This window comes from Candidatus Soleaferrea massiliensis AP7 (genome assembly GCF_000820765.1).
In the GTDB taxonomy this organism is placed as follows: Bacteria; Bacillota; Clostridia; order Oscillospirales; family Ruminococcaceae; genus Soleaferrea; species Soleaferrea massiliensis.
In genome coordinates this window covers 73,782-92,110 of the sequence record NZ_CCYH01000038.1, presented here as the reverse complement: position 1 = coordinate 92,110, position 18,329 = coordinate 73,782, and the positions used below count along the sequence as shown (strand labels likewise).

Annotated in this window: 8 protein-coding genes and 5 tRNA genes; all 13 read left to right on the top strand. The window is 55.1% G+C overall.

Going from position 1 to position 18,329, the window contains the following annotated elements; genetic code table 11:
* Nucleotides 1-199: 199 nt before the first annotated feature.
* The 13 genes from BN348_RS09780 to BN348_RS09715 all read left to right on the top strand — a co-directional run bounded on the left by BN348_RS09780 (nt 200) and on the right by BN348_RS09715 (nt 17,878).
* On the top strand, nt 200-7,573 hold the full coding sequence (locus BN348_RS09780) for a GH36-type glycosyl hydrolase domain-containing protein (RefSeq protein ID WP_040197741.1): 7,374 nt from the start codon (nt 200-202) through the stop codon (nt 7,571-7,573).
* 1,094 nt (nt 7,574-8,667) lie between these two features.
* Nucleotides 8,668-9,936 carry an EF-P 5-aminopentanol modification-associated protein YfmF gene (yfmF, locus tag BN348_RS09775; RefSeq protein WP_040197739.1) on the top strand — a complete coding sequence of 423 codons (1,269 nt, stop codon included), beginning with the start codon at nt 8,668-8,670 and terminating at the stop codon, nt 9,934-9,936.
* 2 nt (nt 9,937-9,938) lie between these two features.
* Complete coding sequence (yfmH, locus tag BN348_RS09770; RefSeq protein WP_040197737.1) at nt 9,939-11,219, top strand: EF-P 5-aminopentanol modification-associated protein YfmH; 1,281 nt, start codon at nt 9,939-9,941, stop codon at nt 11,217-11,219.
* A 109-nt stretch (nt 11,220-11,328) separates the two neighbouring features.
* A complete protein-coding gene (gene lgt / locus BN348_RS09765; protein WP_082020918.1) occupies nt 11,329-12,627 on the top strand; it encodes a prolipoprotein diacylglyceryl transferase in 1,299 nt (432 codons plus the stop codon).
* Complete coding sequence (gene folD, locus BN348_RS09760) at nt 12,627-13,472, top strand: bifunctional methylenetetrahydrofolate dehydrogenase/methenyltetrahydrofolate cyclohydrolase FolD (RefSeq protein ID WP_040197736.1); 846 nt, start codon at nt 12,627-12,629, stop codon at nt 13,470-13,472. Before lgt ends, folD begins: the two co-directional genes overlap by 1 nt.
* A 269-nt stretch (nt 13,473-13,741) precedes the next feature.
* A tRNA-Val gene (locus tag BN348_RS09755) sits at nt 13,742-13,817 on the top strand.
* Nucleotides 13,818-13,823: 6 nt separating this feature from the next.
* Nucleotides 13,824-13,900: transfer RNA gene (locus tag BN348_RS09750), tRNA-Asp, on the top strand.
* Between the two features lie 4 nt (nt 13,901-13,904).
* Nucleotides 13,905-13,980, top strand: a tRNA-Phe gene (locus BN348_RS09745).
* Between the two features lie 61 nt (nt 13,981-14,041).
* Nucleotides 14,042-14,117, top strand: a tRNA-Gly gene (locus BN348_RS09740).
* A 41-nt stretch (nt 14,118-14,158) separates the two neighbouring features.
* A tRNA-Cys gene (locus BN348_RS09735) sits at nt 14,159-14,233 on the top strand.
* A 264-nt stretch (nt 14,234-14,497) separates the two neighbouring features.
* Nucleotides 14,498-15,592 carry a glycosyltransferase family 2 protein gene (locus tag BN348_RS09730; protein ID WP_040197734.1) on the top strand — a complete coding sequence of 365 codons (1,095 nt, stop codon included), beginning with the start codon at nt 14,498-14,500 and terminating at the stop codon, nt 15,590-15,592.
* Nucleotides 15,592-16,476 carry a LicD family protein gene (locus tag BN348_RS09725; protein WP_052446869.1) on the top strand — a complete coding sequence of 295 codons (885 nt, stop codon included), beginning with the start codon at nt 15,592-15,594 and terminating at the stop codon, nt 16,474-16,476. The genes BN348_RS09730 and BN348_RS09725 overlap by 1 nt, the downstream gene beginning before the upstream one ends.
* A gap of 496 nt (nt 16,477-16,972) precedes the next feature.
* The gene (locus BN348_RS09715; protein WP_197068332.1) at nt 16,973-17,878 is read left to right on the top strand and encodes a dockerin type I repeat-containing protein; all 906 of its coding nucleotides are present in this window, start codon (nt 16,973-16,975) and stop codon (nt 17,876-17,878) included.
* The last annotated feature ends 451 nt before the right edge of the window (nt 17,879-18,329 follow it).

The window sequence follows — 18,329 nt, the reverse complement described above, 5'->3', positions numbered from 1 at the left end:
TTGAAATGATAACAGCCCGGCGCCGGTACAGAAACACTTCTGTACCGGCGCCGGGATTTTTTACGCAAAAAAATCCGTTTTCATCCGGTTTTGATGCGTTTGCATGTTTTTCCCTTCGTCCGGCAACAATAAGGATAACTGACTGTCCGGCGGCCATACCGCCGAAAGACAGTGTCATATTTTGGGGGAATAGACCGGAATGAAAACCTTATACTTAAAAGACATCGATATCAAAAAAGCTTCGCCGATGAAGCCGAAGACGCTGCGCCGCGTCGTGCAGCAGAATCTCAGGCGCATCCGGGAGGAATATGTCGCGGTGCTGGACCGCCCCGATAAGAGCGGCGTCCAGCAGTGGCTGACCGACAATTACTATGTCATCGAGAGCGAGAGCAAGGCGGTGCTGCTGGAACTGAAACAGATGGACGCGTTGCCCTGCGACACAAAGACGCGTCTGCCGCTTACCTATCTCTATGCCCGCGAATACTTTTTAAAGGAAGGCCATGACGTCAACTACAACGCCATCAGCACGTTGATTGAAATCATGCAGGAGCAGCGCAGTCTCGATTCCGGCGAGTTCGCGTTCCTGCCGGTGGCGATCAAGATCACGATGCTGCAGCTGGCCTATTATGCGCTGTTTGAGATACAGGACGAAGAGCAGGCCCCGCAGCTCATGATGCGCGCGGTGGTCAACCTCAAGGACATGATCAGCATCGGCTTTGCGGAGCTGATCGACAGGTACAGCGTCGTCGAAAAAATCCTGGCCGAGGACCCGGCCGGGGTCTACAGCAGGATGGATACCGAAACGAAAAACTATTACCGGCATCTGCTGTACGAGCTTTCCCAGGTGGAGGGGAAGTCGGAGCAGGAGCTTGCCGAAGCGGTACTCGACCGCGCCAAATCCGCTCAGGAGGATGAAAAAAAGCATGTCGGCTACTACCTGCTGCATCATCCGAAGCTGCACCATAAGAACCGCACCATCGGCAGGCTGATCCTCTGGGGAACCTACATCCTTGCGCTTGCCGTCAGCGTACTGCTCGGCTGGCTGTGCAGAAGTATCCTGACAGCGGTGCTCCTATACATCCCGCTGACCGAAGTGACCAAGGTGATTCTCGAAACGGTCGGCCTGCGCTTCTCCGATATCGGATTTATACCGCGCATGGATATCGGCAGCTGCATCCCGAAATACGCAAAGACGCTGGTGGTCATCTCGGTGCTGCTGCCGAAGGCCAGTGAAGCGGCGAAGCTTGGAAAACGGCTCGAGAAGCTCCTTTACAGCAACGGAATGGGCAACATCGACTTCTGCGTGCTGGCCGATTTTGGGGAGGCCTCCTACCAGCAGAACCCGTTCGACCATTCGCAGGCCGCGGCGGCCATCAAGGAGATCGAGCGGCTCAACAAGCAGTACGGGAACCGCTTCATGCTGCTGATCCGAAACCGCACCTACAACCGGATGAGCGGGCGGTACAGCGGCTGGGAACGCAAGCGCGGCGCGATCACCGAGCTTGTGCGCATGATGCACGGCGAGGAGGTCGAGCTGTTCGGCTCGGCAGGCGACCTGTCCAAGTTAAACGAGGTCAAATACCTGCTGGCGCTGGACAGCGACACCGAGCTTTTGATGGACACCGCCTCCAAGATGGTGGCGGCCGCGCTGCACCCGCTCAACAAGGCGATTGTGGACCATGAAGCCGGCGTCGTCAAAAGCGGCTACGGCATCTTTGTGCCGAAGATTGCGACCAGCCTGGATTCCGCGAAGAAGACGGTGTTCTCCATCGTCATGGCGGGCACCGGCGGCGCGACGGCCTACGACACCAAGAGCCGCGAATTCTATCAGGACCTGTTCGGGGAGAGCATCTTCTCCGGCAAGGGCCTGATCGACGCGGATGTCTTCTATGAGCTGCTCGACCGGCGGTTCCCGGAAAACCGGGTGCTCAGCCATGATATCCTGGAGGGCTGCTACCTGCGCACGGCGTTTTTATCGGACGTAGAGCTGGTGGATTCCTTCCCGTCCAACCTGACCTCCTGGCTTTCCCGGCTCCACCGCTGGATTCGCGGCGACTGGCAGAATATCCGCTATCTCGGTTCCAGGGTTGACGGGGAGCCGAACCGCTTTTCACCGCTGAGCCGGTACAAAATCTTTGACAACCTGCGGCGCAGCGTCGTGCCGGTTCTGGCCTTTTTGGCCATCCTCGTCTCGCCGTTTACCGGCAAGTATGCGGCGGCCGCGCTGACCATCACGGCGTTTTTGTCGGTCACCTTCGCGCAGCTTTTATCCGCTGTGCGCGCAGTGGCCAGCGGCGGTATGTTTTCGCTCTCACGCAAATACTATGCGGCCATTCTGCCGCTGTCGGTCGAAAACCTGCTGCAGGCCCTCTTCAACATCATCATGCTGCCGGCACACGCCATCAAGAACCTCGACGCGGTCGTCCGCAGCCTGTACCGGATGTGCGTTTCGAAGAAGCGGCTGCTCGAGTGGATGACCGCCAGCGAGGGGGAGAAGCGCAAGGGAAGCATCGGCGCGCTGTTTCGGCACTATCTGCTCGGCGAGCTGTCCGGCGTTTTCATCCTGCTGGTGAGTCCCTACGGCTTTGTCAACCTGTTCGGCGTGCTGTTTCTGCTGCTGATGCCGTTTGTGATGATCTCCTCGTATCAGCTGAGGAACAAGGTCAGCGAGCTGGACAGCGAGCAGAAGGAGAAGATCACCGCCTATGCCGCGCTGATGTGGGAATTCTACTGCGACCACTGCACGGCGGGGGACAACTACCTGCCGCCCGACAACATGCAGGAAACCCCGGTGCGCAAAATTGCGCACCGCACCTCGCCGACCAACATCGGCATGTACATGCTCAGCGTCCTGGCCGCGCGCGATCTCGATTTCATCGACACCGCCTCGATGTGCACGAGGCTTTCCCACACCCTTGACACGATTGACAGGCTGGAAAAATGGCATGGGAACCTCTACAACTGGTACGATACGAAGACCCTCGCGCTGCTGCAGCCGTCGTTCGTCTCGGCGGTCGATTCCGGCAACTTCGCCTGCTGCATGGTGGCGCTCAAAGAGGGCATCCGGGACTACGCGGGCGAGGATATGCGGATCGGGGAGCTTGCGAAGCGCATCGGTAAGATCGCCGATGAGACCGACCTGTCGCGGTTTTACAACAAGCAGCGCAAGCTGATTTCAATCGGCTTCGATACGGAGAAGAACGAATACAGCAAGTCCTACTACGATTTCCTGATGAGCGAGGCCCGCATGACCAGCTACTTTGCGGTTGCCAAGCGGATGGCCTCGAAGAAGCACTGGGGCACGCTCAGCCGGGTCATGAGCAAGGACGGCTCGTTCGCGGGCCCGGTCTCCTGGACCGGCACGATGTTCGAATATTTCATGCCGCATCTGCTGCTGCCGGCCTACGGCGGATCCCTGCTGGACGAAGCCCTGCGCTACTGCATTTACTGCCAGCAGCGGCGCGTCAAGGGGACGGGCATCCCGTGGGGCATCAGCGAGAGCGCGTTTTTCACCTTCGACGCGACGATGAACTACCAGTACAAGGCGCACGGCGTGCAGAAGCTCGGCATCAAGCAGGATTTGGACAAGGAGCTGGTGGTAAGCCCCTATTCCACCTTTCTGACGCTGCCGTTCAACCCGCAGACCTCCTACAAAAACCTGATGCTGCTGGAGGAACGCGGCGCGGTCGGGCCGTATGGGTTCTATGAGGCCGTCGATTACACCACCGGACGCAGGCAGGGCAAAAACGGATCGGTTGTCCGCAGCTATATGGCGCATCACATCGGGATGAGCCTGCTGGGCATCGACAACTGCCTGTTCCACAACCGCATGCAGGAGAGATTTATGAGAGATCACGATATGCAGGCATCCAAGGAACTGCTGGAGGAGAAGATTGCGAAGGACACCGTTGTGTTTGAGGAGATCAAGCGCAAGGATGTCGTGGACAAGAACGCCCGTGTGGCGGGATTGTCCGAAACCTATGACGAGGTGTCGCCGGTAAACGGGCACGCGACCATCCTGTCCAACGGGCAGCTCAGCGCGTTCTACACCGACGCGGGCATCTCCTATCTGGCGGTCGGCGAGGACAACCTGACCAAGGCGACGACCGACACGCTACGCCTGCCGAAGGGCATCTATGCGTTTGTGGCAAGCGAAAAGGAAAAATTCTCGGTGACCAGTGCGCCGTTCTACCGCAAGGACATCGTTTATTCGGCGACCTTCAGCGAGGACAGCGTCGAATATCTGGCAAACGCGCGGGATTTCGAAGCGGGGATGAAGTGTACGGTCCACTCGCTGTATGCGACCGAGCAGCGGCAGATCGTCGTGCACAACAAGCAGCAGAAGCGGGAGCGCGCCGCGCTGCTGATCTATCTGGAGCCGAGCCTGATCCGGTTCGAGGACGACGCCGCGCATCCGGTCTTCTCACAGCTGTTTGTGCAGGCGCGGTACGACCGCTCGACCAGGACGCTGGTGTTTTCCAGAAAGATGCGGTCCGGCAAGCACGCGAAGTATCTGGCGGTCGGATTCTTGGAGGAGATCGATTTCGACTACGAGACCAGCCGCGATAAGCTGATGAAAAACGGCTATCAAAGCATCCTGGACTTTGCGGACCTCGATTTCGAGGGCGGAACTGGTACGCCGGACTGCATCGGCGCGCTGCGGGTGGAGCTTTCCATCAACGCGGGGGCGCAGAAGGAAGTGACCTTCCTGAGTGCCTGCGGCGAGACGAGGGATGAGGCCATATCGAGAATCCTGAAGCTGCGCGAGCAGGGCAGCGTGCAGGAGAAGCGCAATGCGCCGTCCCCGATCTTCACCGACAGCCTGGAGGGCAGGACGGCGGTGAAGCTGCTGCCGAAGCTGTTGTATCCATACTGCGACGATGAGAAGATTTTGAAGGCGATCGGCAAAAATCAGCTCAGCAACCACGCGCTGTGGCCGTACGGCATTTCGGGCGACCTGCCGATCGTGCTGGCCCCGATCGGCTCGAAGGAGGATGTCGACCGGCTCGAGGGCTATCTGCTCGCGCTCAAAAGGCTGCGGCTTTACAAGGTGGAATTCGATCTGGTCATCCCATACTGGGAAGAGCAGATCGGCCCGCTGCTCCAGAAGAAGATCGAGCAGTTCGGCTGTAAGGAGATTCTGAACCACCGCGGCGGCATCTTTTTTATCTACCGGCAGGAGATGGATGAAACGCTTGACAACCTGCTGCTGGCAAAGTCGGTGATGATTGTATCTGCAAAGCCGGAGGAGCCGTCCGAGGCGGTGCCGTTCCATCCGGCGCAGGTTCTTGACAGCAAGCCGCTGCTGCGGGAAGAGGAGGGGCTGACGGTGTACGGCGGCACCTTCGCAGATGAGCGGTTCTATGCCGACCGCAAGACCGTGCTGCCGTTCTGCAACATCCTGGCGAACCCGACCTTCGGCGCGCTGGTATCGGACAGGGCGCTGGGATGCAGCTGGGCGATCAACTCCCGGGAAAACAAGCTGACGCCCTGGAACAACGACGTCATCAGTGACAATAAAGGCGAGATGCTGCTCATGAAGATCAAAAACGAGACCTTCGATCTCATCAGCGGCAGCTCGGCGGTGTTTGAGCCGAACTTCGCGTTCTACGCCGGGGAAGCGCGCGGCGTGCGCTGCGCTGTCAAGGTCACGGTGCCGGGGAAAGGATGTGCAAAGCAGGTGGATGTGCTGTTTGAAAACACGACCGACCGGGAGATACGGCTTGACTGCGCCTACTACACCGAACCGGTGCTGGGCGTCAACCGCCGGAATTCCCGCTTGATCAGCCCGCAGTTCCGCGATGGGAAGCTGCTGTTCCACAATCCGTTCAATACGGCGGTCAAGAGCCATATGGCGCTTTCCTGCGACCGGCAGGAGGTCCGCGCCATCTGCGACCGGGTGGGCTTCCTGAACGGAGATTGGGAGAAAAGCGCGGCGGCGCCCTGCGCGGATCTCTGCGGCGCGCTGGTGACCGGCATCGAGCTGCCGCCGAGGCGCAAGGAGAAGGTACGGTTCGTCCTGTCCTACGGTATGACCGAGCGGTCGGCCGCGCAGTTGGCAGAACTTCCGCTTCCAAAGCCCGAAGCGGACAAGAACCGCATCCGGATTCAGACGCCGGACGCGTACCTCGACCATCTGGTCAACACCTGGCTTCCATGGCAGACGCTGGGCGCGCGTGTGATGGCGCGCATCGGCTTCTACCAGGCCGGCGGCGCGTACGGCTTCCGCGACCAGCTGCAGGATGTCACAAGCTATCTCTTAATCGATCCAAAGTGGGCGAAGCGGCAGATTCTGCGCTGTGCGGCCGTGCAGTTCGAGGAAGGGGATGTGATGCACTGGTGGCACATCCTGCCGAAAAACGCGGGCGGGCTGAAGGGCGTGCGCACGCGGTACAGCGACGATCTGCTGTGGCTGCCGTACGCGGTCTGCGAGTATGTCGAGAAGACCGGGGACAGCGGCATCCTGGATATCGAGACGCGCTACCTGAGCGCGCCGGTGCTAAAAGAGCACGAGCATGAGCTCTATCTGGAGCCGGGCATTGCGCCGAGGAAGGGCAGCGTCTACGAGCATTGCCTGCGCGCCATCGATCACGCGATGCGGCTGGGCGAATACGGCCTTCCGCTGATGGGAAGCGGCGACTGGAACGACGGCTACAACACGGTCGGCGCGGGAGGACGCGGCCAAAGCGTCTGGCTGGCGATGTTCTTAGTGATTGTGCTGGAGCGTTTCAGCGCGCTGTGCGAGCGGCGTTCGGACAGTGAAAGGGCGGAAAAACTCCGCGAGGATGCTGAAAAGCTGCGCCGTAACATCGATGAAAACGCCTGGGACGGCGACTGGTATCTGCGGGCCTTCTACGACGACCTGTCCAAGATGGGCACGCATGAGGACACCGAATGCAAGATCGATTCGCTGCCGCAGAGCTTTGCGGTGCTGTGCGGTATGCCGGACAGGGAGCGGGTGAACACGGCGCTGTCGAATGCCTGGCGGTATCTGGTCGATGAGAAGGGCCGGGTTGTCAAGCTGTTCACAGAAGCGTTTGATAAGAGCGATAAGGATCCCGGATATGTCAAAGCCTATCCGAAGGGCGTGCGCGAAAACGGCGGGCAGTATACCCACGGCGCGATCTGGTTCGCGATGGCGCTGCTGGAAAACGGGGACTGCGACAAGGGCTATCAGCTGTTGCAGATCCTGAATCCGGCCTATCGCTGCAGCAATCAGGAGCTTGCTGAGCGGTATAAGCTGGAGCCGTACTACATCGCGGCGGATATCTACACCGGCAGGGATTACTATGGCCGCGGCGGATGGAGCATCTACACCGGTTCGGCTGGCTGGTACTACCGGACCGCCGTGGAATCGCTGCTGGGTGTATATAAAAAAGGCGATGTACTCGAGCTTTCGCCGCGCATCCCAAGCAGCTGGGACGGTTTTCGCATGCAGCTGACGCTGGACGGCACCCAGCTGGATGTTTCAGTCCGCAGAGGCGGCGCATACAGGCTGGAAGTGGACGGCAAAGAGGTTTCAACCGTTCATCTGGATGGAGGAAAGCATACAGTGGAACTGCAGATCGCGTAAATTTATAAAATTTTTGCGAAACCAATAGCATTTTTCACCAAACATTGCTATAATTAAAACGATCATTCGCGGCAAGAATATTTGCAGAGATCAGCCGCTGTTCCTGACCAAACCGGCCGTTCAGCATCCGTAGAGGGTGGAAGTCAGAAGAAAAAGTCCGCTGGCTTTTGTTTCAAAAGCCAGCGGCAGGTTGCCGGAAAACCGCTGCATAACGACAGTTGCGCCGTTCTACGGTTGAGGAACCACCTGCGGTGGGGTAATCGACTACGGCGTTCTTCGGCCTAGAAATTATTAACGCAGTAGCTGCAGAAATTAGGGTGCTGGGATAGACTATCGTAGGGAGCGTTAGTGTCTGCCGCCTGCGGTGAAGCAATCGCTTACAGCGTTCTCCAGTCTAGGAGTTATTAACGCAGTAGCTGCAGAAATTAGGGTACTGGGATAGACTGTCGTAGGGAGCGTTAGTGTCTGCCGCCTGTGGTGGAGCAATCGCCTGCGGCGTTTTCTGGCCTAGGAATTATTAACGCAGCAGCTGCGGGAATCGGGGTACCGGGAAAGACTGTCACAGGGAACGTTAGCGTCCGCTGCCAGCCATTCAGCCACCTTGACCAAAGCAAAACGCCGTCCGCAGATGGCCGAAGCGGAAAAAGGGATATCAGAGGGGATTTTCAAGGGGGCCATCTGGCTAGGAGCGGCACACTGCATGGCCCCCTTGAACGGCCTTTCTTGGTTACTTCTTTGGCCGGCAAAGAAGTAACGACCACAATGCCAAGGTCAATTGGCAAACATAGTAGAAACGCTGAGCCACAGCGGAACAACCGTCGCTAGGCCAAGATTTCTTGGTAAGCACGCCAAAGCTGCTGTACTGTAGTGGCACAATGATCACGCCTTCAAGTATTACACTTGGCAAACACAATAAGGCCGCTGAACCGCAGCGGAATGACCAGTCTAATGATACCAAAAATCCTTTTATAGAAATTTCCCGTATGCGGAAATAGCTGTCTGCCGTTGATAACGGCGGCGCCGTCTGCAGACACAGGAAAGCAAGAACTGCATCGTCTCTTCATTTACATAAATTGAAAAGGAGATAGAAATCATTGATCAGACAAAAACTCTATGAAAATATTTATTTCAGCGGCATCACCGACCCGAAGTTCAAGTCCAACCGGATTTCGGTCAACCTGATGATGCCTTTACGGGAGGATACGGTTTCCAGCCAGGCCATCCTGCCGTTCCTGATGCGCAAGGGCTCGAAGAAGCTGCCCGACTTCACACTGCTCAACCAGAGGCTTGCGGAGCTCTACGGCGCTTCGCTGGACGCGGACGTCAAGAAATCCGGCAGCTGCCAGATTTTGAACCTGAGCATCCAGAGCCTGGACGACCGCTTTTCAATCGGCGGGGAAGCCGTCGCGTCCGAATGCGCGAAGCTGCTCTGCGATCTGACGCTGGAGCCGCACTTTGAAAACGGACAGTTTCCGCAGAAGGACCTGGAACTGGAAAAGCAGTTCCTGATTGACACAATTGAAGCCGAAATCAACGAAAAACGCATCTATGCGCTGAACCGCTGCACGTCGATTTTGTGCGAGGGACAGCCGTTCGGCATCGGCAAGTACGGCACGGTCGAGGGCGCGCAGGCGCTGACCGCGCAGATGTGCACCGACGCGTACCGTCAGGTCATCAAAACCGCGCGGATAGAAATCCTGTTCATCGGTTCAGGCGACAGCGGCGCGGTCATGGAGGTTTTCCGAAGCGCCTTTGCGGATGTGCAGCGAGAGGACCGTCCATTCGAGGTGCAGAAGCCGGACACCTCGGTGAAAAACCTCAAACAGGTGACCGAGCCGATGGAGGTCACGCAGGGCAAGCTGGTGCTCGGCTTCAAGGGACAGGAGATGGATTCCCAGGAGAAGCAGAACGCCGCGCAGGTCATGTGCGCGCTGTACGGCGGAACGCCGTTCTCGCGGCTGTTCCTGAACGTGCGCGAGAAGCTGAGCCTCTGCTACTACTGCGCCGCCCGCTATGACAAGGTCAACAGCCTGATGCTGGTGGACAGCGGCGTCGAGATTGAAAACGAACAAAAGGCCAGAGAAGCCATCCTCGAGCAGTTTGAGGTCATGAAGCGCGGGGACTTTACCGAAGAGGAACTGCAGAACACCTTCTTAAGCCTGATCAATGCGCTCAGGACCGTGGAGGATTCCCTCGGCGGACTGGAGAACTGGTATTTGACCCAGATCATGCTGGGCACATCCTGTTCCCCAGCCGAGCAGATCGAGCGCGTCAGCAAGGTCACGCGGCAGGATGTGATCGACGCCGCGAACCATATGCTGCTCGACACGGTCTATTTCCTGACTGCAAAGGAGGAGGCGTAATCATGGAGAAGAAGATCATCAAAAGCGCGCGAATCGGGGACGAGTATCTGGAAATCAAGCATCCGACCGGGCTTACCATCCTGCTTTGCCCGATGAAGGGCTACAACAGCGCCTACGCGCTGTTCGGCACAAATTACGGCTCGGTGGACTGTTGCTTTAAAACCGATAAAGAGGAAGCTTTCGTAACGGTGCCGGAGGGCATCGCGCACTTTTTGGAACATAAATTGTTTGAAAGCGAGGACGGCGACGCGTTTTCGAAGTATGCGAAGACCGGCGCGAGCGCAAACGCCTACACCTCGTTCGATAAGACCTGCTACCTGTTCTCGGCCGCTGAGAACTTCGAGGCGTCGCTGGAAATCCTGCTGAATTTCGTGACCTCCCCGTATTTCACCGAGGAGACCGTGCAGAAGGAACAGGGCATCATCGGGCAGGAGATCAGCATGTATGACGACGATCCGCAGTGGCGGGTGTATTTCAACCTGCTCGGCGCGCTGTACCACAACCATCCGGTGCGGGTGGACATCGCCGGCACCAAGGCGTCGATCGCCAAGATCGACGCGAAGCTTCTGTACCGCTGCTACAATACCTTCTACAACTTGAACAATATGGTGCTGTCCATCGCCGGAAACTTCGAGGTGGATACGGTGCTGGAGCTCGCCGATAAAATCCTAAAGCCCGCCGAACCGATCACGATTGACCGCGGCGAAGTGAAGGAGCCGGACAGCATCGTCAAGTCGGAGGTTGTACAGAATTTGCCGGTCGCCGCGCCGCTGTTCTATCTCGGATTTAAGGAGAAGGCGGGCGACGTCGTCTACAACACCAAAGCGCAGGTGCTCTACGAGCTGCTTTTGGAGATCGTGGCAGGGGAGACCTCGCCGATCTACCGCAAGCTGTACGACGAGGGACTCATCAACGCGGTGTTTGCCAGCGAGGTCATGGGCGGCCGCGACTACATCGTGAACTTCTTCGCGGGGGAATCCCGCGACCCGCACGCCGTCAAGGAACAGCTTTTGGGCTACATTGCGCAGCTCAAACGGGACGGCATTGACCCGGCGGCCTTCGGGCGCTGCAAAAAGGCGGCTTACGGCCGGCAGGTGCGCAGTCTCAACAACGTCGAGTCGGTCGCGTCGCTGATGCTTCTGTCGCACTTTTCGGGCATTCAGAGCTACGATGTGCTGGACTTCATCGCGGACTGCACGCTCGAGCAGATGAACGAGCTGCTCAGAAGCTCTCTGGATCCTCAGAAATGCGCCCTTTCGATTGTCGAGGCGGCAGAAGAATAACCATTTGCCCATCGGACGGATGCTGTCCTGCCGGCCTGCCCTTTGGCGGGCCGCATGGACAGAACCCGTCATGGATATCAACACATCAACAGAAAGGACTAGGTTTTAAATGGGTACACTTTATTTTCCAAATTTAGATCTGTCTTTTAAGCTCAATGAAACGATGCTACATATCGGCCCGCTGGAGATCAAGTGGTACGGTGCGATTATCGCGGTCGGCTTTCTGCTTGCGTTCATCTACACCTACCGCCGCATTGACAAATTCGGCCTTGCCCAGAACGACTTTCTGGACGTCCTAATCGGCGCGGTGGTCGGCGGCGTGGTCGGCGCGCGGCTTTACTACGTCATCTTCAGCTGGGATTACTACAGCCAGAATCTCGGGGCCATCTTTAACATCAGGGGAGGCGGGCTTGCCATCTACGGCGGCATCATCGGCGGCTTCCTGGTGGCGCTTCTCATGTGCAAGATCAAAAAGATCAAGTTCCTGCCGTTTGCGGACCTCGCCGTCGGCGGACTGTTTATCGGACAGGCCATCGGCAGATGGGGCAACTTTGTCAACATGGAGGCCTTCGGCACCAACACCGATCTGCCCTGGGGCATGACCAGCGCGCGCATCCAGACCTATCTGAGTTCCCATCTGGAAGAACTGACCCGAAACGGCATGGACATCCATCCGATGGAGCCGGTGCATCCGACCTTCTTATATGAATCACTGGTCTGCGTGATCGGCTTTCTGATCCTGTTCTTCTATCTGAAGCACCGCCGGTTTGACGGCGAGCTGCTTCTGATCTATTCGGCATGGTACGGCTTGGGACGCTGCCTGATTGAGGGCATGCGCACCGACAGCCTGATGCTCGGTTCGGTGCGCATCTCGCAGATTCTGGCGGCGGTGTTCGCGCTGACGGCCATTGTGATCTGGATTGTCATCCGTGTCAAAATCAAGAAAAAGAACGATCCGGAATACCTTAAATTGTATGTCAACACCGAAGCGTCCATCGAGCGCCGCGCCGCAGACAAAGCGGGCAGGAAGAAAAAAGCCCGTTCTGCGGCCGCTTCCCAGCATGCGGATTCGCGTGAGATAGGCGAACAACAGGAAGAACCGCTTTCGCCTGAACAGGAGGATGCAAAGATCCAGGATGCGGCGGTAACGGAAGAACCGATTGGGGAAGCGGATGAGCCGTCAGTCCAAGGATCGGATGGAAGCAATGACAGCATGACGCCGAGTGAACCTTTGCCGGAAGAAGCGGCACGGGAGAATCCGGCGGACAGCTTCCCGGAAAACAATCCCGCCGAAACCACCGATGAAACGTCGGAGGAGGATGAAGGCGATATTGATCTCATCAAACAGAAGCTTGACGAGATGTCCAAAAGCGTGAAGAACCCGAATGAGCAGGAGGAGGAACAATAATGTCAGCGAAGATCATCAATGGTAAAGAGATATCCGCAAAGGTCCGCGCACAGCTGGCCGAAGAGGTCAGAAAGCTCGAGGAGGAGCAGGGTACGACGCCGGGCCTTGCCGTTGTCATTGTGGGCGACGATCCGGCATCCAGAGTCTATGTCAACAACAAGAAGAAAGACTGCGCCGAGGTGGGCATCTATTCCGAGGAATATGCGCTGCCGGCCGAGACAACGCAGGAAGAGCTGATCGCACTGATCGACAAGCTCAACAGCAAAACCGATATCGACGGCATCCTCGTTCAGCTCCCGCTGCCGAAGCATCTCGACGAGAAGGCCGTCATCGAGCGGATTTCACCGGACAAGGACGTGGATGCGTTCCATGCGCAGAATGTCGGCAAAATCATGATCGGCGACTACAAGTTCCTGCCGTGTACGCCGGCCGGTGTCATGGAGCTGATCAGGGAATGCGGCATCGATGTCTGCGGCAAGGAATGCGTCGTCATCGGCCGCAGCAACATCGTCGGCAAACCGATGGCCATGCTGCTGTTACATAGCAACGGCACCGTTACAATCTGCCATTCCCGCACCAAAGATTTAAAGGAAGTCTGCAGGCGCGCGGACATCCTGGTGGTCGCCATCGGCAGGGCGAACTTTGTCACGGCCGATATGGTCAAGGAAGGCGCGGTCGTCATTGACGTCGGCATGAACCGCCTTGAGGACGGCAAACTCTGCGGCGATGTGGACTTTGAAGCGGTCAAGGAGGTTGCCGGCCACATCACGCCGGTGCCGGGCGGCGTAGGCCCGATGACCCGCCTGATGCTGCTGAAAAACACCATCGCGGCGGCGGCCAGATAATTTACAGGAATACTTTGTAACAGGGGCGCATATAATACCAGTGTAGATGAGAAAACCGGTTTCATCCGGCTGTGCTGCGCATGGCCGGAACGAAAACCATCTGAACAAAGCTGGGAAAATGGGCCCCTGTGCCGATTGTACCGATGCTTCTGGAAGCGAAAGGCGAATAAAGGCAAAAAAATTTGTTTTTTGTGAAAAAAGGCCTTGACTTTTCAGAAACCATCTAGTATAATATAATACGTCGCTGAGATAAAGCGGCTAAGGCACACGGGAGCATAGCTCAGCTGGGAGAGCACCTGCCTTACAAGCAGGGGGTCACAGGTTCGAGCCCTGTTGTTCCCACCAGTAGTTGGCCTGGTAGTTCAGTTGGTTAGAACGCTAGCCTGTCACGCTAGAGGTCGAGGGTTCGAGTCCCTTCCAGGTCGCCAACATGCCTCTGTAGCTCAGTCGGTAGAGCAGAGGACTGAAAATCCTCGTGTCGTTGGTTCGATTCCGACCGGAGGCACCACACCTGAGTCGATAGAGTGAGAAGTTTCTTCTGCACTCTATCCGCTCAACATATACTGTATGCGGGTTTAGCTCATCTGGTAGAGCGCCACCTTGCCAAGGTGGAGGTAGCGAGTTCGAGCCTCGTAACCCGCTCCAATTTTTCTTTTGACGCTGCCAATATAGCGTCTTTTTTATCCGGTGCCATCGCCAAGTGGTAAGGCCAAGGTCTGCAAAACCTTCATTCCCCAGTTCAAATCTGGGTGGCACCTCCAAATAGAAAAGAACCGATTGTCTGAGACAATCGGTTCTTTTCATATCGGTTCATGGACAGCCGGTACGTCAGAGAGTATGACAGTACATTATGGAAATGGAATTGAAGAAAACAGCAGACCGGCAGATTAAAAAATGGATTCAGCGACAGCAAAGCACGGCGATGCCGGCTGTTTGATGATGGGAATTTCCGGTGATATCAGAGTCCGTATATCAGATTGATTTTCGTCGGAATGCCCCGGAGAGATAAAAAGAGGGGTTGTTTTATGGGTCAGGAAAATACGGTTGTATCGTTTCTGGTAATCGCAAAGAACGCAGAATCACTGCTTCCCGCACTGCTGGACAGTCTGAAAGCACAGACCTATCCGCATCATCTGATCCAGTGCATTCTGGTGGACAGCGCCTCGGAGGATGGCACCCGCCGGATTATGGAGAATTTCGGGGCATCCTGCCAGGATGAATTTGCCGGGATTCTGGTGCTGGATAATCCAGGCATGATTCTGCCATGCGGCTGGAATGTCGCGCTGCGCCAGGCGAAGGGAGATTTGATCGTACGGGTGGATGCGCATTGTACGCTGGACCCGGACTTCATAGCAAACGATGTGGCCGGCTTTGAGCGGGGAGAAAAGATTATCGGCGGCCCCAGGAAAAGCGTGGTCAATGAAGAGGACCCCTGGCAGCGCACGCTGCTGACGGCGGAGGAGTCGCTGTTCGGCAGCGGCATTGCGGCATACCGCCACAGCGAGGAGACGAAATATGTCAGCACCCTCGCGCATGGGGCCTATGCCCGGGAGGTATTTGAAACGGTCGGCGGCTATGACGAGCGTCTGGCCCGGACAGAGGACAACGAGATGCACTATCGGATGCGGAAAGCTGGGTACCGCCTGTTTTTCGATTCCAAGGTCCGGTCCTACCACCATCCGCGGAACCGCTTTTCGAAGATGCTCAAGCAGAAATATCAGAATGGCAATTGGATCGGCCTGACGCTTGGCGTTTCCCCGAACTGCTTTTCCCTGTATCATTTCATGCCGCTTTGCTTTGTGCTGGCGGTCCTTGCGGCACTGATTCTTGCCATATGCGGCATCTGGCAGCCATTGGCCGGGCTGGGTGTCCTCTATGGCGTGATGGATGTGATCCTCACGATCCTTTCCAGCCGGGGTAAGAAGCTGGGAGCCCGCGCGCTGCTGCTTCCGTTTATGTTTTTCCTGCTGCATGCAGGCTACGGCGTCGGAACGCTGTTTGGCATCATTAAGCTGCCATTCTGGCGTTTGCGGAAGGAAAATCGCAGCTGTACGGCAATGGAAGAGGTGCGCCGGTGTCTGATCGACAACCGCCGCCGCAAAGAGGAGGCGTCATCATAATGGACAAGCACAACCATGTATTCACACCGCAGCAGCTGCGCGAATTGCAGATGAAAGGTCTGGAAATGGCCGTTTATTTCCGGGATTTCTGTGAAGAACACGGGCTGACCTTCTTTTTCTGCGGGGGATGCTGCATTGGGACCCTGCGTCATCAGGGCTTTATCCCCTGGGACGATGATGTGGATGTATTCATGCCCCGGGAAGATTATGAGAAGCTGAAAAAGCTCTGGAATCGGTATGCGGATACCGAACGCTACAGCTATCAGATCACCGACGACACCCATTACACCAAGAATCTATTCTCCACGATCAATGACAACCATACGGCGTTTATCAAGACCTATCAGGCGGACCTGGACATTAATCACGGATTGGTGCTGGATGTCCTTCCCTTGGACGGCTGCCCTAACGGAAAATGGCAGCGCCGGATGCAGAAGATCTGGGCGCTGACCTATTCGCTGTTCTGCATCCAGCAGGCGCCGACCAATCATGGTAAGAAGGTCGAGTTTGTCGGCAAAGCCGTTTTGGCGTTATTGAGGGGCAGAAAGCTGCGCAACAGGATCCGGAATTTTGCGGAGAGAAAGATGACCAGGTATCCGATTTCGCAGTGTGAGAAGATCACCGAACTTTGTTCCGGCCCCGGCTATATGAAGAATGAATATCCGAGGGAAGCCTTTGCTTCCGCTGTCTGGAAGGAATTTGAAGGGGAGAAGTTCCCGATCCCGGTGGGATACGACGCCTATCTGACGATGGCTTTCGGTGACTATATGCAGCCGCCGCCAAAGGAAAAGCAGGTCATCCACCATGATATCGTGTTCTGCGATTTAAAGCACAGCTATCTGGATTATAAAGGTGTTTATTATTGTGTATCTGAGAATCAGTAGCAGGAAATGAGTTGCCGGTTTGTCCTCTTGAGGAGGATGAACCGGTTTTTTGATATCCGGGAAAGAAGGGCCAGTAGGCTTTTCATGAGGTGATTTTGACAATAATATAGAGAAAAAAGACTGTTTTTGTCGAATATATTGACATATATCTAATATCAACTATAATTATGTCATACAGATAAATTTTTGAATTTGATATAATATTGAACACGGATCTCTGCAGTAAGAAATATGATCATCTGGTTTGTTGGAAGGTACGGTAATGGTTCCCCAAGAATTTTATGGAATGCAGCAGGTGCTAAACGGAAAGAAATATTCGAAGTATGGTTTCGGTAAAATGACATTGCCGCTTAATATCCTGTCAACGGAGATGTATGCTTGGACGTTGAGATGCAGGCAGAATATTTCAATGCGTTCCAAGTCTTCCGGAATCAGCTTCTAATATTCAAAACCGATTAGAATAAAAATCAAGTATTATGAAAAGGAAGGTGTCATGATGAAAAAACTGATATGCTCTGCACTGGCCGGTTCGCTGTTAATCACGGGAGGTTCTTTGATGGTATTTGCCGACGACACGCAGCCGACTGCATATTTCTATGGCGTCGATTATGTCACAACCGTGTCACAGCTCAATGAAGCCGGATACCAGGCGAGAGATCTCGTGACCGGTCAAAACTATACGCAAACGGTTCTGAAAACCGGCATGGTGGTCTACAAGCAGGACGGTCTTCAGAATCCAGCCGAAAATGTGGCAACTCTTTATGTTCGTGGCGATGTGAACGGAGATGGCATTATTTCGGATGATGATCTGGAAACCATGCGGCTTTATATTTTAAGCGAAGAAGGATTGACGGGATGCTATTTAAAGGCTGCTGATATGGATGGGAATAATATTATCAATGTTCTGGATTTGGTATTGGCAAAAAATCAAAAGCTACAGAACACCCCTCCAGCTGGAGAGGATGCATTTGATACAACCGCACAGCATTTTTTAGAAACCACGATGACATGCAAAACAATCGGTGATTGGCTCGCGCTAAATTCAGCCTACAGTTTCCGAGACATTGAAAACGGCACATCGATTACCGACCCGGCAGCAGTGGTCGGTACCGGCACGATGATCATTGACGGAAGCGAACGGACTTCTATGGATAAAGCGGTTAAAACTGTCGTGATGATGGGTGATGCAGACGGAAACGGTGTTGTAGATATAGAGGATTTGGAGCTCATTAAATATTATATTTTAAGCTGTGACGAGTCGTTTACTGGCTGCTACTGGGCTGCTGCTGATTATAATCATGACGGTGTCGTCGATGTTGCCGACCTCATGGCAATAAAATCCGATATCCAACAAGCAGGTGATGTCGATCCGGATTTGCTGGCACAGTTTTCACTGAGTTGATTTCATATTATAAAAATAGGAGTTACGGGTTCAACCCGTGGCTCCTATTTTTATAATGAGTATCAGTAGAAAATTCTACTGATGGCCTGTTGGCTTAACCAGTTTCAGATAATTTGCTGTGATAGCACAAGATATAATGGTTGCAGGATACGTATCCAGGTTCAATCAGACAATATAAGGGCATTCGGACAGAACAGCAATGGAACATACATTTTTTTCTTTGAAAAAGATCACGAAATAGTCTTGTAAAAAAGATACGGATATATTATAATAACAATTGATATGATTGGACAATTATGAATATATTTTAGATTGAAATTTTGTAATAATCATACAAATACAGCTGAAAATTGTATGGAATATATCCTATTGACCTTCCATACAGTCTCATATTACATTAGTCTTTGAAGGAGGGATTGAACCATCCGCGCAGCGAAAGCCGCAATGCTAC

Bases quoted from the DNA above. Each gene is read 5' to 3' on its own strand.
- BN348_RS09780 (WP_040197741.1), top strand. From the start codon at position 200: ATGAAAACCTTATACTTAAAAGACATCGATATCAAAAAAGCTTCGCCG.
- BN348_RS09730 (WP_040197734.1), top strand. From the start codon at position 14,498: ATGGGTCAGGAAAATACGGTTGTATCGTTTCTGGTAATCGCAAAGAAC.
- lgt (WP_082020918.1), top strand. From the start codon at position 11,329: ATGGGTACACTTTATTTTCCAAATTTAGATCTGTCTTTTAAGCTCAAT.
- BN348_RS09725 (WP_052446869.1), top strand. From the start codon at position 15,592: ATGGACAAGCACAACCATGTATTCACACCGCAGCAGCTGCGCGAATTG.
- folD (WP_040197736.1), top strand. From the start codon at position 12,627: ATGTCAGCGAAGATCATCAATGGTAAAGAGATATCCGCAAAGGTCCGC.
- BN348_RS09715 (WP_197068332.1), top strand. From the start codon at position 16,973: ATGAAAAAACTGATATGCTCTGCACTGGCCGGTTCGCTGTTAATCACG.
- yfmH (WP_040197737.1), top strand. From the start codon at position 9,939: ATGGAGAAGAAGATCATCAAAAGCGCGCGAATCGGGGACGAGTATCTG.